The sequence below is a fragment of the Enterobacter sp. PP-008-ECC_S150 genome, from assembly GCF_045257065.1.
GTDB lineage: Bacteria > Pseudomonadota > Gammaproteobacteria > Enterobacterales > Enterobacteriaceae > Enterobacter > Enterobacter chengduensis.
This window is the reverse complement of the sequence record NZ_JBJHHG010000011.1, coordinates 56385-72338: the sequence shown is the minus strand read 5'-3', so window position 1 is coordinate 72338 and position 15954 is coordinate 56385. Positions and strand designations below refer to the sequence as shown.

Sequence of the window (15954 nt, the reverse complement as noted above, 5' to 3'; positions counted from 1 at the left end):
ATCGGCACGGGCGTAGGAGAACTCTCCACGCCCGTGCTCGCATGTTAAGGGGCTTAAAAAAACCAATGGCAAAGCAAGACTATTACGAGATTTTAGGCGTTCCGAAAACTGCGGAAGAGCGTGAAATCAAAAAGGCGTACAAGCGCCTGGCCATGAAATTCCACCCGGACCGTAATCAGGGTGACAAAGAGGCTGAAGCCAAATTTAAAGAGATCAAAGAAGCCTACGAAGTCCTGACCGATGCACAAAAACGTGCGGCCTATGACCAGTACGGTCACGCGGCCTTTGAACAGGGCGGCATGGGCGGCGGTGGATTCGGTGGCGGCGGCTTTGGCGGCGGCGCAGACTTCAGCGATATCTTTGGCGATGTGTTTGGCGACATCTTCGGCGGCGGACGTGGCCGTCAGCGCGCGGCGCGCGGCGCGGACCTGCGCTACAACATGGAGCTGACGCTGGAAGAGGCCGTTCGCGGCGTCACCAAAGAGATCCGTATCCCGACGCTGGAAGAGTGTGACGTTTGCCACGGCAGCGGCGCGAAAGCGGGTACGCAGCCTCAGACCTGTCCAACCTGCCACGGTTCAGGCCAGGTACAGATGCGTCAGGGCTTCTTCGCGGTACAGCAGGCCTGTCCACACTGTCACGGTCGCGGTACGCTGATAAAAGATCCGTGCACCAAGTGCCATGGCCACGGTCGCGTAGAGAAAACCAAGACTCTGTCCGTTAAAATCCCGGCTGGCGTCGATACGGGCGACCGCATCCGTCTGGCAGGTGAGGGCGAAGCAGGGGAGCACGGCGCACCGGCTGGCGACCTGTACGTTCAGGTGCAGGTGAAACAGCATGCGATTTTCGAGCGCGAAGGGAACAACCTGTACTGTGAAGTGCCGATTAACTTCGCGATGGCGGCACTGGGCGGCGAAATCGAAGTCCCGACGCTGGACGGTCGCGTGAATCTGAAAGTGCCAGGCGAAACCCAGACCGGCAAGCTGTTCCGCATGCGCGGGAAAGGCGTTAAATCCGTTCGCGGCGGTGCGCAGGGCGACCTGCTGTGCCGCGTCGTCGTGGAAACGCCGGTTGGCCTGAACGACAAGCAGAAACAGCTGCTGAAAGAGTTGCAGGAGAGCTTTGGCGGCCCGACGGGTGAGAAAAACAGCCCGCGCTCCAAAAGCTTCTTCGATGGCGTCAAAAAATTCTTCGATGATCTAACCCGCTAATCTGTTTGCAGGTTTTCATCCACAAAAGCCCGGAAGTCATTCCGGGCTTTTTCTATTTGTGGATATTACTCGGTAAAACTGAATCTATACTCAATATTAATCTGTTTTTGTCGAGCTATCTGGCTTGGTATTATGGTTTTATCGAGGTATTGTTGTAAAAGAGAGAATTAAAGTGAAATTACTACACCGTTTTTTTAGCAGTGAGGCGTCCGGCGGCGTGATCCTGATTATTGCCGCTGCGGCCGCGATGGTGCTCGCTAACCTTGGCAGTACGCAGGCTTTCTACCATGCATTTCTGGAAACGCCCGTCGAGCTGAAGGTCGGGGCGCTGGAAATCAACAAGAACATGCTGCTGTGGATTAACGATGCGCTGATGGCGGTGTTCTTTCTGCTCGTCGGGCTTGAGGTTAAGCGTGAGCTGGTGCTGGGCTCGTTAGCCAGCCGCCAGCGCGCGGCGTTTCCGGTGATTGCCGCGCTCGGCGGCATGGTGGTGCCGGCGCTGCTCTTCCTTGCGTTCACCTGGCAGGATCCGATCGCCCGTCACGGCTGGGCGATCCCGGCCGCGACGGATATCGCCTTTGCGCTCGGGGTGCTGGCACTACTGGGAAGCCGCGTGCCGGTGGCCCTGAAAATCTTCCTGATGGCGCTGGCGATCATCGATGACCTGGGCGCCATTGTGATTATCGCACTGTTCTACACCAGCGATCTGTCGATCCTGTCCCTGAGCGTGGCCGCCGGGGCGATTGCGGTGCTGGCGCTGCTGAACATCTTCAACGTTCGCCGCATCGGTATCTATATCCTGGTGGGGATGGTGCTGTGGACGGCGGTGCTGAAATCGGGCGTGCACGCGACGCTTGCCGGTGTGATCGTCGGCTTCTTCGTGCCGCTTAAGCCGCAGGACGGCAAGTCGCCCGCTAAACAGCTGGAACATGTGCTGCACCCGTGGGTCGCCTTTATGATCCTGCCGCTGTTTGCGTTTGCCAACGCGGGCGTTTCCCTCGGCGGCGTGACGCTGGACGGGCTGACGTCCGTGCTGCCGCTGGGCATTATTGCCGGGTTGTTTATCGGCAAGCCGCTGGGGATTAGCCTCTTCTGCTGGCTGGCGACGAAGCTGAAGCTGGCGTCATTGCCTCACGGCACCACGTTTAAGCAGATTATGGCCGTCGGCGTGCTGTGCGGCATCGGGTTTACGATGTCGATCTTTATCTCGACGCTGGCCTTTGGCGCACATGCGCCTGAGCTCATCGTCTGGGCGAAACTCGGCATTCTTATCGGCTCATTACTGGCTGCGGTAATCGGCTATACCTTGTTGAAGGTGAAATTGTCCGGACAGGCCGTCCAGGCATAGCGGAACACCGGGAGGAGGCGATCCTTCTCCCGATACACACTCAGGGAGAGAAGACGCGATGTCTCATTTGAATTACAACCATCTGTACTACTTCTGGCACGTCTATAAACAGGGCTCGGTGGTGGGGGCGGCCGAGGCGCTCTACCTGACGCCGCAAACTATCACCGGGCAAATCAAGGCGCTGGAAGAACGCCTGCAGGGCAAGCTGTTCAAGCGTAAGGGGCGTGGGATTGAACCCAGCGAACTGGGCGAGCTGGTTTTCCGCTATGCGGATAAAATGTTCACCCTGAGCCAGGAGATGCTGGATATCGTCAACTACCGCAAAGAGTCGAACCTGCTCTTTGACGTGGGCGTGGCGGACGCGCTGTCCAAACGGCTGGTGAGCGGCGTGCTCGACGCTGCGGTGGTGGAAGACGAACAAATTCATCTTCGCTGCTTTGAATCTACCCATGAGATGCTGCTGGAACAGCTGAGCCAGCACAAGCTGGACATGATTATCTCTGACTGCCCCATCGACTCCACGCAGCAGGAAGGGCTGTTCTCGGTGAAGATTGGTGAATGCGGCGTCAGCTTCTGGTGCATTAACCCGCCGCCGGAGAAACCCTTCCCCGCGTGCCTTGAAGAGCGTCGCCTGCTGGTGCCGGGAAGGCGCTCAATGCTCGGACGCAAGCTGCTGAACTGGTTTAACTCCCAGGGGCTAAAGGTAGAAATCCTCGGTGAGTTCGACGATGCGGCGCTGATGAAAGCCTTTGGCGAAGCACATAACGCGATCTTCGTTGCGCCGACGCTGTACGCACACGATCTCTATTCGGAGGACAAGATTTCGGAGATAGGCCGAGTGGATAACGTGATGGAGGAGTATCACGCCATATTTGCCGAACGGATGATTCAGCACCCGGCGGTGCAGCGAATCTGTAATCGTGACTACTCGGCGCTGTTTACGCCACCGGCAATCTGAAGGCATAAAAAAAACCCGCGTTAAGCGGGTTCTTTAAACAAGCAACAACAAGCGGCGATTAAGCCAGTTTGTTGATCTGCGCAGTCAGGTTTGCTTTATGACGCGCTGCTTTGTTTTTGTGGATCAGACCTTTAGCAGCCTGACGATCCACGATTGGTTGCATTTCGTTAAATGCGTTCTGCGCTGCAGCTTTGTCGCCTGCTTCGATTGCTGCGTATACTTTCTTGATGAAAGTACGCATCATAGAGCGACGGCTTGCGTTGTGCTTACGAGCCTTTTCAGACTGAACGGCACGTTTCTTAGCTGATTTGATATTAGCCAAGTCCAACTCCCAAATATGTTCTATGTGGACAATTCAAAGGCCGAGGAATATGCCCTCTTTGCCTTCTTTTGTCAATGGATTTGTGCAAATAAGCGCCGTTAATTAGCGACGCTACGTTACGTAGTGATGGCGCAGGATTCTACCAGCTTGTCTTCCCTGAATACAGCCTTTCGGCATAAAAATCGCAGTTCACGAGCAGATTTTTTCGCTGCGAAAGGTCAGCCTGATGAAATCATTACGGCTTTCTGTTTTGCGCGAACAATCGCCGGTTAACCTTAACCGCTGTACAAGGTATACTTTGGCGATTTTCACTGTTTTGAGCCAGACATGAAGCTGATACGCGGCATACATAATCTCAGCAGCGCACCGCACGGGTGCGTGCTGACCATTGGTAATTTCGACGGCGTGCATCGTGGTCATCAGGCGCTGTTGCAGGGATTGCGTAAAGAAGGGGAGGCCCGTGGCCTGCCCGTTGTAGTGATGATTTTCGAACCGCAGCCGCTGGAGCTGTTCGCGGGCGATAAATCTCCCGCCCGTCTGACGCGCCTGCGCGAGAAGTTGCGCTATCTGGCAGAGTCCGGCGTGGACTACGTATTGTGCGTACGGTTCGATCGCCGCTTTGCCGCGCTGACAGCACAAAATTTCGTCAGCGACCTGCTGGTTAAGCGTCTTGGCGTACAGTTTCTTGCCGTGGGGGATGATTTCCGCTTTGGCGCTGGTCGTCAGGGCGATTTCTTGCTATTACAGAAGGCTGGTCTGGAGTACGGATTTGACGTCACCAGCGCGATGACCTTCTGCGAAGGCGGCGTGCGCGTCAGCAGCACGGCGGTTCGCCGGGCACTGGCCGATGACGAGCTGGAGACGGCGGAAACCCTGCTGGGGCATCCGTTCACTATCTCTGGCCGCGTGGTCCATGGCGATGCGCTGGGCCGCACGATAGGCTTCCCGACGGCGAATATACCGCTGCGTCGTCAGGTTTCCCCGGTTAAAGGGGTGTATGCGGTGGAAGTGGCTGGACTGGGCGATAAGCCGTTTTACGGCGTCGCCAATATTGGCACGCGTCCGACCGTCGCCGGTGTGCGTCAACAGTTAGAAGTGCACCTGCTGGACGTTGTAATGGACCTGTATGGTCGCCATATAGATGTGATACTGCGTAAAAAAATACGCAACGAGCAGCGATTTGCTTCGCTGGATGAACTGAAAGCGCAAATTGCGCGAGATGAATTGACGGCCCGCGAGTTTTTTGGGCTTTGAACCCGGCTTAACTGCCTACGTGATAAATACGGAACCGAGAATCTGATGAGTGACTATAAATCAACCCTGAATTTGCCGGAAACAGGGTTCCCGATGCGCGGCGATCTCGCCAAGCGCGAACCGGGAATGCTGGCGCGTTGGACCGATGATGACCTGTACGGCATCATTCGTGCAGCCAAAAAAGGCAAAAAAACCTTCATTCTGCATGATGGCCCTCCATATGCGAATGGCAGCATTCATATTGGTCACTCGGTTAACAAGATTCTGAAAGACATTATCGTGAAGTCCAAAGGCCTCACGGGATATGACTCGCCTTACGTTCCGGGCTGGGACTGCCACGGTCTGCCTATCGAGCTGAAAGTCGAGCAAGAGTTCGGCAAGCCGGGTGAGAAGTTCACCGCCGCCGAGTTCCGCGCTAAATGCCGCGAATACGCCGCGACGCAGGTTGACGGTCAGCGCGCTGACTTCATTCGTCTGGGCGTGCTGGGCGACTGGTCGCACCCGTACCTGACCATGGACTTCAAAACCGAAGCCAACATCATCCGTGCGCTGGGTAAAATCATCGGTAACGGCCACCTGCATAAAGGCGCTAAGCCAGTGCACTGGTGCGTGGACTGCCGCTCTGCGCTGGCGGAAGCGGAAGTCGAGTATTACGACAAAACCTCTCCTTCTATCGACGTGGCCTTCCACGCGGTGGATCAGGAGGCGGTGAAAGCCAAATTTGGCGTGTCGTCCGTCAACGGCCCGATCTCTTTAGTGATCTGGACCACCACGCCGTGGACCCTGCCTGCCAACCGCGCGATCTCCCTGTCCGGTGAGTTTGAATACGCGCTGGTTCAGGTTGAAGGTCAGGCGCTGATTCTGGCGAAAGATCTCCTTGAGAGCGTGCTCAAGCGCGCGCAGATCGCCGACTACACCGTGCTGGGCACCGTGAAAGGCGACGCGCTGGAGCTAATGCGCTTCAAGCACCCGTTCCTCGACTTCGACGTTCCGGCGATCCTGGGCGATCACGTGACGCTGGACGCGGGTACCGGTGCGGTACATACCGCCGGTGGCCACGGTCCTGACGACTACAACATCAGCCTGAAGTACGGTCTGGAAATCGCTAACCCGGTTGGCCCGGACGGCTCGTATCTGCCTGGCACCTACCCGGCGCTGGACGGTATCAACGTCTTCAAAGCCAACGACATCATCGTGGACATGCTGCGCACCAGCGGCGCGCTGCTGCACGTTGAAAAAATGCAGCACAGCTATCCGTGCTGCTGGCGTCATAAAACCCCGATTATCTTCCGTGCGACCCCGCAGTGGTTCATCAGCATGGATCAGAAAGGCCTGCGCGCGCAGTCTCTGAAAGAGATCAAAGGCGTGCAGTGGATCCCCGACTGGGGCCAGGCGCGTATCGAATCCATGGTGGCTAACCGCCCTGACTGGTGTATCTCCCGTCAGCGTACCTGGGGCGTGCCGATGTCGCTGTTCGTGCATAAAGAGACGCAGGAGCTGCACCCGAACACTCTGGAACTGATGGAAGAAGTGGCGAAGCGCGTCGAAGTTGACGGCATTCAGGCGTGGTGGGATCTCGACGCCCGCGACATCCTGGGCGCTGACGCTGACAGCTACGAGAAAGTGCCGGATACCCTGGACGTGTGGTTTGACTCCGGGTCTACCCACTCCTCCGTGGTTGACGTGCGCCCGGAGTTTGCCGGTCACGCTGCCGATATGTATCTGGAAGGGTCTGACCAGCACCGCGGCTGGTTCATGTCATCCCTGATGATCTCCACCGCCATGAAGGGTAAAGCGCCTTACCGTCAGGTACTGACTCACGGCTTCACCGTGGATGGTCAGGGCCGTAAGATGTCCAAATCTATCGGTAACACCGTTTCTCCGCAGGATGTGATGAACAAGCTGGGCGCAGACATTCTGCGTCTGTGGGTGGCGTCTACCGACTACACCGGCGAAATGGCGGTGTCTGACGAGATCCTGAAGCGTGCTGCCGACAGCTATCGTCGTATCCGTAACACCGCGCGCTTCCTGCTGGCGAACCTGAACGGGTTCGATCCGGCAAAAGACATGGTGAAACCGGAAGAGATGGTGGTGCTGGACCGCTGGGCGGTAGGCTGCGCGAAAGCGGCGCAGGACGATATCCTGAAAGCCTACGAGTCTTACGACTTCCACGAAGTGGTGCAGCGTCTGATGCGCTTCTGCTCCATCGAGATGGGCTCGTTCTACCTCGACATCATCAAAGACCGCCAGTACACCGCGAAAGCGGACAGCGTGGCGCGCCGCAGCTGCCAGACCGCGCTGTTCCACATCGCAGAAGCGCTGGTGCGCTGGATGGCGCCGATTATGTCCTTCACCGCGGATGAGATCTGGGGCTACCTGCCGGGCGACCGTGAGAAGTATGTCTTCACGGGCGAGTGGTACGAAGGTCTGTTCGATCTCTCCAGCACCGAAGCGATGAACGATGCCTTCTGGGACGAGCTGCTGAAAGTGCGTGGCGAAGTGAACAAGGTTATCGAGCAGGCGCGTGCTGACAAGAAAGTCGGCGGCTCTCTGGAAGCGGCAGTGACCCTGTACGCCGAACCTGAGCTGGCGGCGAAGCTGACGGCGCTGGGTGACGAATTACGATTTGTCCTGTTGACCTCCGGTGCGAAAGTTGCGGATTATGCTGAGGCCTCTGCTGATGCTCAGCAGAGCGAGCTGCTCAAAGGACTGAAAGTCGCGCTGAGCAAAGCCGACGGTGAGAAATGCCCGCGCTGCTGGCACTTCACCACCGATGTCGGCCAGGTGGCGGAACACGCAGACATCTGCGGACGCTGTGTAAGCAACGTCGCCGGTGACGGCGAAAAACGTAAGTTTGCCTGATGAGTAAAACTCTCTGTTCAACAGGACTGCGCTGGCTGTGGCTGGTGGTGGTGGTGCTGATTATCGATCTGGGCAGCAAGTTCCTGATCCTCCAGAACTTCGCTCTGGGGGAGACGGTTCCGCTGTTCCCGTCGCTTAACCTGCACTATGCGCGTAACTACGGCGCAGCGTTTAGTTTCCTTGCCGACAGCGGTGGCTGGCAGCGTTGGTTCTTCGCCGGTATCGCCATCGGTATCTGCGTGATCCTGGCGGTGCTGATGTACCGCTCTAAGGCCACGCAAAAGCTGAATAACATCGCCTACGCGCTGATCATTGGCGGCGCGCTGGGCAACCTGTTTGACCGCCTGTGGCACGGCTTTGTGGTCGATATGATCGACTTCTACGTCGGCGACTGGCACTTCGCGACCTTTAACCTCGCCGATAGCGCCATTTGCATCGGTGCGGCGTTAATCGTGCTGGAAGGCTTCTTGCCTAAACCGGCCGCGAAAGAGCAGGCGTAAGCATGAATGCCGGGTGGCGCTTCGCTTACCCGGCCTACAAAATTTGTGGCATCCCGTAGGCCCGGTAAGCGAAGCGCCAGCGGGCAAACAGGCACCCCAAAACAAGCGAGCAATTTGCATGTCTAAATCCGTACAGAGCAACAGCGCGGTTCTCGTTCACTTCACGCTGAAGCTGGATGATGGCTCCACGGCTGAATCCACCCGCAATAACGGTAAACCGGCCCTGTTTCGCCTGGGCGATACCTCCCTGTCTGAAGGTCTTGAGCAGCAGCTTCTGGGTCTGAAAGAGGGTGAGAAAAAAGCCTTTTCGCTGGAGCCGGATGCGGCGTTTGGCGTGCCGAGCCCGGACCTGATTCAGTATTTCTCGCGCCGTGAATTCATGGACGCGGGTGAGCCGGAAATCGGGGCGATTATGCTCTTTACCGCTATGGACGGCAGCGAAATGCCTGGCGTGATCCGTGAAATTAACGGCGACTCGATTACCGTTGATTTCAACCATCCGCTTGCCGGGCGTACCGTTCATTTTGATGTTGAAGTGCTGGAAATCGATCCGGCACTGGAGGCCTGAAATGCAGATCCTGTTGGCTAACCCGCGCGGCTTTTGCGCCGGTGTAGACCGCGCTATCAGCATTGTTGAAAACGCGCTGGAGATTTACGGCGCGCCGATTTACGTGCGTCACGAAGTGGTGCATAACCGCTACGTGGTCGACAGCCTGCGCGAGCGCGGTGCTATCTTTATCGAGCAGATTAGCGAAGTGCCGGACGGCGCGATCCTGATCTTCTCCGCGCACGGCGTCTCGCAGGCGGTGCGTAACGAAGCGAAAAGCCGCGATCTGACCGTCTTCGATGCCACCTGTCCGCTGGTGACAAAAGTGCATATGGAAGTGGCGCGCGCCAGCCGTCGTGGTGAAGAGTCGATTCTGATTGGTCACGCGGGCCACCCGGAAGTCGAAGGCACGATGGGCCAGTACAGCAACCCGGAAGGAGGCATGTACCTGGTGGAGTCGCCGGAAGATGTCCTGACGCTGAACGTTAAAAACGAAGCCAGGCTGTCGTTTATGACCCAGACGACGCTCTCCGTTGACGATACCTCAGACGTCATTGACGCCCTGCGTCAGCGCTTCCCGAAAATCGTCGGGCCGCGTAAGGATGATATCTGCTACGCCACTACCAACCGTCAGGAAGCGGTGCGTGCGCTGGCCGAGCAGGCGGACGTGGTGCTGGTGGTCGGCTCTAAAAACTCCTCTAACTCCAACCGTCTGGCCGAACTGGCACAGCGCATGGGTAAGGCGGCTTTCCTGATTGACGACGCGTCTGATATTCAGGAAGCGTGGGTGAAAAACGCGGCCTGCGTCGGCGTAACGGCCGGGGCATCCGCGCCGGATATTCTGGTGCAGAACGTCATTTCCCGTCTGCAGGAGCTGGGCGGTGGCGAAGCGGTGCCGCTGGAAGGACGCGAAGAGAACATCGTTTTCGAAGTCCCGAAAGAACTGCGCATCGACGCCCGCGAAGTGGAATAACCCCTTATCTGATGAAAGGCCAGCATCTCATGTGCTGGCCTTTTTTTTGCCCCGTACTTTATCGTGACGACAAAATCATGTCTTTTACTGATATTTGAGTCGGTTTCACGTTAAATTCTAATTATCGGTGTTTTCAGTTGGCAGTGCTTCTCAAGGCTGGTTAATCTGAAAACGGTTTACATCATTTTAACGTAAGAGAATAACTATGCATGATGCACAGATCCGCGTCGCCATTGCGGGCGCGGGTGGACGTATGGGCCGTCAGCTGATTCAGGCGGCACTTCAGATGGATGGCGTAGCGCTTGGCGCGGCGCTGGAGCGTGAAGGTTCATCGCTTCTTGGCGCCGATGCCGGTGAGCTGGCGGGCGCAGGCCACACGGGCGTTACCGTACAAAGCAGCCTGGAGGCGGTAAAAGAGGACTTCGATGTCTTCATCGATTTTACCCGCCCGGAAGGGACGCTCGCGCATCTGGCGTTTTGTCGTCAGCACGGCAAGGGAATGGTGATCGGCACTACCGGTTTTGACGATGCGGGCAAGCAGGCTATCCAGGATGCATCAAAAGAGATTGCGATTGTCTTCGCCGCAAACTTTAGCGTGGGCGTTAACGTCATGCTGAAGCTGCTGGAGAAGGCTGCGAAGGTGATGGGCAACTATACCGATATTGAGATCGTAGAAGCTCACCACCGTTACAAAGTGGATGCGCCATCGGGCACGGCGCTGGCGATGGGCGAAGCGATTGCTCATGCGCTCGATAAAGATTTAAAGGACTGCGCGGTCTACACCCGCGAAGGTCACACCGGCGAACGCGTGCCGGGCACCATCGGTTTCGCAACCGTCCGTGCGGGTGACATCGTCGGCGAACACACCGCGATGTTCGCCGATATTGGCGAGCGCGTCGAAATTACGCATAAGGCGTCAAGCCGAATGACGTTTGCCAACGGTGCCGTACGCTCCGCATTATGGCTTAAAGAGAAGAAAAACGGCCTTTTTGATATGCGGGACGTGCTCGATCTCAACAATTTGTAAGCATTATTACCCATCGTGATGTGGTTATTGCAGTCGTAATTGTTTGATTGCATAGGGCAATATTTTATTGCCCTTTTATTTTATCGGTTTAGTGACTTTTTTGACTTAAAGGCATTAAAAGTAGATATATTCCTCAGGATTTACGTTGCTGAAATGTAAATTTTGACCATTTGGTCCACTTTTAGATACCGTGGCGCTTCTTTTTTTATTAAACCCGACGCGCAAGCGTTTTCCGCAGTGATTTACCTGATCTTTTTGTCGCTTAAGCTGCATTCCGCTCTCCAGGCCTGCAAAAGACTAAACAAAATATCCGTTTTAAGTTGACTTTTACCCACCAAATCTCCAGAATGCCGCCGTTTGCCAAAAATCCGCTGGCAACACATTTGCATTGATTCATGACATGGTTATGAATTAATATGCAAATAAAGTGAGTGAATATTCTCTGGAGGGTGTTTTGATTAAGTCAGCGCTATTGGTTCTGGAAGACGGAACCCAGTTTATCGGTCGGGCCATAGGGGCAACGGGTTCGGCGGTTGGGGAAGTCGTTTTCAATACTTCAATGACCGGTTATCAAGAAATCCTCACTGATCCTTCCTATTCTCGCCAAATCGTTACTCTTACCTATCCTCATATCGGCAATGTCGGCACCAATGCGGCTGACGAAGAATCCTCTCAGGTACATGCGCAAGGCCTGGTCATTCGCGACCTGCCGCTGATTGCCAGCAACTTCCGCAGCACTGAAGACCTCTCTTCCTACCTGAAGCGTCATAACATCGTGGCGATTGCCGATATTGATACCCGTAAGTTAACGCGCCTGCTGCGCGAGAAGGGTGCACAGAACGGCTGCATCATCGCGGGTGATAACCTCGATGCGACGCTGGCGCTGGAAAAAGCGAAAGCCTTCCCGGGCCTGAACGGCATGGACCTGGCGAAAGAAGTGACCACCGCCGAAGCCTACAGCTGGACGCAGGGTAGCTGGACGCTGGAAGGCGACCTGCCGGAAGCGAAAAAAGAGAGCGAGCTGCCGTTCCACGTGGTGGCCTACGATTTCGGCGCCAAGCGCAACATCCTGCGCATGCTGGTTGACCGCGGCTGTCGCCTGACGGTAGTGCCGGCGCAAACGTCCGCCGAAGACGTGCTGAAGATGAATCCGGACGGTATTTTCCTGTCCAACGGTCCTGGCGACCCGGCGCCGTGCGATTACGCCATCGCCGCCATTAAGTCCTTCCTGGAAACCGACATCCCGGTATTTGGCATCTGCCTCGGCCATCAGCTGCTGGCGCTGGCGAGCGGTGCAAACACCATCAAGATGAAGTTCGGCCACCACGGTGGTAACCACCCGGTGAAAGACATTGATAACAACACGGTGATGATCACCGCGCAGAACCACGGCTTTGCCGTCGATGAAGCGTCAATGCCGGCTAACCTGCGCGTGACGCACAAATCGCTGTTCGATGGCACCCTGCAGGGTATCCACCGTACCGATAAGCCAGCATTCAGCTTCCAGGGGCACCCGGAAGCCAGCCCGGGCCCACACGACGCCGCGCCGCTGTTCGATCACTTCATCGAACTTATCGAGCAATACCGTAAGACCGCTAAATAATCAGGAGCCGAGAAGACAATGCCAAAACGTACAGACATAAAAAGCATCCTGATCCTTGGCGCTGGCCCGATCGTCATCGGCCAGGCCTGCGAATTCGACTACTCCGGCGCCCAGGCCTGTAAAGCCCTGCGTGAAGAGGGTTACCGCGTTATCCTGGTCAACTCAAACCCGGCAACCATCATGACCGACCCGGAAATGGCTGATGCGACCTACATCGAGCCGATTCACTGGGAAGTGGTGCGCAAAATCATCGAGAAAGAGCGTCCGGACGCGGTGCTGCCAACCATGGGCGGCCAGACGGCGCTGAACTGCGCGCTGGAGCTTGAGCGTCAGGGCGTGCTGGAAGAGTTCGGCGTGACCATGATCGGTGCGACCGCCGATGCGATTGATAAAGCAGAAGACCGCCGCCGCTTCGACGTGGCGATGAAGAAAATCGGCCTCGACACCGCGCGTTCCGGCATCGCGCATAATATGGAAGAGGCGCTGGCCGTCGCGGCTGACGTGGGCTATCCGTGCATCATCCGTCCCTCGTTCACCATGGGCGGCACCGGCGGCGGTATCGCCTACAACCGCGAAGAGTTCGAAGAGATTTGCGAACGCGGTCTGGATCTCTCGCCAACCAAAGAGCTGCTGATTGATGAATCGCTGATTGGCTGGAAAGAGTACGAGATGGAAGTGGTGCGTGATAAAAACGACAACTGCATCATCGTCTGCTCCATCGAAAACTTCGATGCGATGGGTATCCACACCGGTGACTCCATCACCGTTGCGCCAGCCCAGACCCTGACCGACAAAGAGTATCAAATCATGCGTAACGCCTCGATGGCGGTACTGCGTGAAATCGGCGTGGAAACCGGCGGTTCGAACGTGCAGTTCTCGGTGAACCCGAAAACCGGCCGCCTGATTGTTATCGAAATGAACCCGCGCGTGTCCCGTTCCTCCGCGCTGGCCTCAAAAGCGACCGGCTTCCCGATTGCCAAAGTGGCGGCAAAGCTGGCGGTGGGTTACACCCTCGACGAGCTGATGAACGACATCACCGGTGGCCGCACGCCAGCCTCCTTCGAGCCGTCCATCGACTACGTTGTGACCAAAATTCCACGCTTTAACTTCGAGAAATTCGCCGGCGCGAACGACCGTCTGACCACCCAGATGAAATCGGTCGGTGAAGTGATGGCGATTGGCCGCACGCAGCAGGAATCCCTGCAGAAAGCGCTGCGCGGCCTCGAAGTGGGCGCGACCGGCTTCGACCCGAAAGTGAGCCTCGACGACCCGGAAGCGCTGACGAAAATTCGTCGCGAGCTGAAGGACGCGGGCGCAGAGCGTATCTGGTACATCGCCGACGCCTTCCGTGCGGGCCTGTCCGTCGACGGCGTGTTCAACCTGACCAACATCGACCGCTGGTTCCTGGTGCAGATTGAAGAGCTGGTGCGTCTGGAAGAGAAAGTGGCTGAACTGGGCATTAACGGCCTGGACGCTGACTTCCTGCGTATGCTGAAGCGTAAAGGCTTCGCCGACGCGCGTCTGGCGAAGCTGGCGGGCGTGCGTGAAGCGGAGATCCGCAAGCTGCGCGACCAGTATGACCTGCACCCGGTCTACAAGCGCGTGGACACCTGCGCGGCGGAATTCTCGACCGACACCGCGTACATGTACTCCACCTATGAAGACGAGTGCGAAGCGAACCCGTCCGTCGACCGCGACAAGATTATGGTGCTGGGCGGCGGTCCAAACCGTATCGGCCAGGGCATCGAGTTCGACTACTGCTGCGTACACGCCTCGCTGGCGCTGCGCGAAGACGGTTACGAAACCATCATGGTTAACTGTAACCCGGAAACCGTCTCAACCGACTACGACACCTCCGACCGCCTCTACTTCGAACCGGTCACCCTGGAAGACGTGCTGGAAATCGTGCGCATCGAGAAGCCTAAAGGCGTTATCGTGCAGTACGGCGGCCAGACTCCGCTGAAGCTGGCGCGCGCGCTGGAAGCCGCAGGCGTGCCGGTTATCGGCACCAGCCCGGATGCGATTGACCGCGCCGAAGACCGCGAGCGTTTCCAGCAGGCGGTTGACCGTCTGAAGCTCAAGCAGCCTGCGAACGCCACCGTCACCGCCATTGAGATGGCCGTTGAGAAGGCGAAAGAGATTGGCTACCCGCTGGTGGTGCGTCCTTCCTACGTCCTGGGCGGCCGCGCGATGGAAATCGTGTATGACGAAGCCGACCTGCGTCGCTACTTCCAGACGGCGGTAAGCGTTTCTAACGATGCGCCAGTGCTGCTCGACCGCTTCCTCGACGACGCGGTAGAGGTGGACGTTGACGCCATCTGCGACGGCGAAATGGTGCTGATTGGCGGCATCATGGAGCATATCGAGCAGGCGGGCGTGCACTCCGGTGACTCGGCCTGTTCTCTGCCCGCGTACACCCTGAGCCAGGAGATTCAGGACGTGATGCGCCAGCAGGTGCAGAAGCTGGCCTTCGAGCTCCAGGTTCGCGGCCTGATGAACGTCCAGTTCGCGGTGAAAGACAACGAAGTCTACCTGATTGAAGTCAACCCGCGTGCGGCACGTACCGTCCCGTTCGTCTCTAAAGCCACCGGCGTTCCGCTGGCGAAAGTGGCGGCGCGCGTAATGGCGGGCCAGACGCTGGCGCAGCAGGGCGTGACCAAAGAGATTATTCCACCGTACTACTCGGTGAAAGAAGTGGTCCTGCCGTTCAACAAGTTCCCGGGCGTTGACCCGCTGTTGGGGCCAGAAATGCGCTCGACCGGGGAAGTGATGGGCGTGGGCCGCACCTTCGCAGAAGCGTTCGCGAAGGCGCAGCTGGGCAGTAGCTCCACCATGAGAAAATCGGGCCGTGCGCTGCTCTCCGTTCGCGAAGGCGACAAAGAGCGCGTGGTTGACCTGGCCGCCAAGCTGCTGAAACAGGGCTTCGAGCTGGACGCGACCCACGGTACGGCGATTGTGCTGGGCGAAGCGGGCATCAACCCGCGTCTGGTGAACAAGGTGCATGAAGGTCGTCCGCACATTCAGGACCGTATCAAGAATGGCGAATATACCTACATCATCAACACCACCGCAGGCCGCCAGGCGATTGAAGACTCCAAGCTGATTCGCCGCAGCGCCCTGCAGTATAAAGTGCACTACGACACCACCCTGAACGGCGGTTTCGCAACGGCCATGGCGCTGAATGCGGATGCCACCGAGAAGGTGATTTCGGTTCAGGAAATGCACGCGCAGATGAGTAAGTAAGTTTAAATGCCCGGTGCCGTTCGGTTGCCGGGCATTCTCCCCATCTTCAGAAACTTCTGGTTTTTCATCCGCTTTCAGTCAGTTAGCCTAAAATGGTTAGGTCGAT

12 protein-coding genes and 1 pseudogene are annotated in these 15954 nt (G+C 57.1%); 12 read left to right on the top strand and 1 reads right to left on the bottom strand.

The window, feature by feature from the left end:
• The first annotated feature begins 65 nt into the window (after positions 1 to 65).
• The 3 genes from dnaJ (at position 66) to nhaR (ending at position 3517) form a co-directional block, all read left to right on the top strand.
• Positions 66 to 1211, top strand: coding sequence for a molecular chaperone DnaJ (gene dnaJ, locus ACJBF3_RS13625; protein ID WP_023310347.1), 1146 nt, complete (start codon positions 66 to 68; stop codon positions 1209 to 1211).
• 172 nt (positions 1212 to 1383) lie between these two features.
• Complete coding sequence (gene nhaA, locus ACJBF3_RS13620) at positions 1384 to 2559, top strand: Na+/H+ antiporter NhaA (protein ID WP_045327630.1); 1176 nt, start codon at positions 1384 to 1386, stop codon at positions 2557 to 2559.
• A 58-nt stretch (positions 2560 to 2617) separates the two neighbouring features.
• Entirely contained in the window at positions 2618 to 3517 is a 900-nt protein-coding gene (nhaR, locus tag ACJBF3_RS13615; protein ID WP_045327632.1) for a transcriptional activator NhaR, read from the top strand.
• A gap of 58 nt (positions 3518 to 3575) precedes the next feature.
• On the opposite strand, the gene rpsT is transcribed toward nhaR, so the two are convergent.
• Complete coding sequence (gene rpsT / locus ACJBF3_RS13610; RefSeq protein ID WP_003856458.1) at positions 3576 to 3839, bottom strand: 30S ribosomal protein S20; 264 nt, start codon at positions 3837 to 3839, stop codon at positions 3576 to 3578.
• Between the two features lie 101 nt (positions 3840 to 3940).
• On the opposite strand from rpsT, the pseudogene ACJBF3_RS13605 reads away from it, so the two are divergent.
• From ACJBF3_RS13605 to carB, 9 genes and pseudogenes are all read left to right on the top strand, one after another.
• Positions 3941 to 4159: pseudogene (locus ACJBF3_RS13605) on the top strand (DUF2575 domain-containing protein).
• Between the two features lie 7 nt (positions 4160 to 4166).
• Positions 4167 to 5093, top strand: a complete 927-nt coding sequence (ribF, locus tag ACJBF3_RS13600) for a bifunctional riboflavin kinase/FAD synthetase (protein ID WP_045327636.1) — start codon at positions 4167 to 4169, stop codon at positions 5091 to 5093.
• A gap of 45 nt (positions 5094 to 5138) precedes the next feature.
• Positions 5139 to 7955 carry an isoleucine--tRNA ligase gene (gene ileS / locus ACJBF3_RS13595; protein ID WP_045327638.1) on the top strand — a complete coding sequence of 939 codons (2817 nt, stop codon included), beginning with the start codon at positions 5139 to 5141 and terminating at the stop codon, positions 7953 to 7955.
• Positions 7955 to 8455 carry a signal peptidase II gene (gene lspA, locus ACJBF3_RS13590; protein WP_032644023.1) on the top strand — a complete coding sequence of 167 codons (501 nt, stop codon included), beginning with the start codon at positions 7955 to 7957 and terminating at the stop codon, positions 8453 to 8455. Before ileS ends, lspA begins: the two co-directional genes overlap by 1 nt.
• A 118-nt stretch (positions 8456 to 8573) precedes the next feature.
• A complete protein-coding gene (fkpB, locus tag ACJBF3_RS13585; protein WP_003856450.1) occupies positions 8574 to 9023 on the top strand; it encodes an FKBP-type peptidyl-prolyl cis-trans isomerase in 450 nt (149 codons plus the stop codon).
• A gap of 1 nt (position 9024) precedes the next feature.
• Positions 9025 to 9975 carry a 4-hydroxy-3-methylbut-2-enyl diphosphate reductase gene (ispH, locus tag ACJBF3_RS13580; RefSeq protein ID WP_045327641.1) on the top strand — a complete coding sequence of 317 codons (951 nt, stop codon included), beginning with the start codon at positions 9025 to 9027 and terminating at the stop codon, positions 9973 to 9975.
• 205 nt (positions 9976 to 10180) lie between these two features.
• Positions 10181 to 11002 carry a 4-hydroxy-tetrahydrodipicolinate reductase gene (dapB, locus tag ACJBF3_RS13575; protein ID WP_045327643.1) on the top strand — a complete coding sequence of 274 codons (822 nt, stop codon included), beginning with the start codon at positions 10181 to 10183 and terminating at the stop codon, positions 11000 to 11002.
• 454 nt (positions 11003 to 11456) lie between these two features.
• Positions 11457 to 12605, top strand: a complete 1149-nt coding sequence (gene carA, locus ACJBF3_RS13570; protein ID WP_045327646.1) for a glutamine-hydrolyzing carbamoyl-phosphate synthase small subunit — start codon at positions 11457 to 11459, stop codon at positions 12603 to 12605.
• Positions 12606 to 12623: 18 nt separating this feature from the next.
• Positions 12624 to 15848 (top strand): carbamoyl-phosphate synthase large subunit, encoded by a 3225-nt coding sequence (carB, locus tag ACJBF3_RS13565; protein ID WP_045327648.1) that lies wholly within the window; start codon positions 12624 to 12626, stop codon positions 15846 to 15848.
• Positions 15849 to 15954 lie beyond the last annotated feature (106 nt).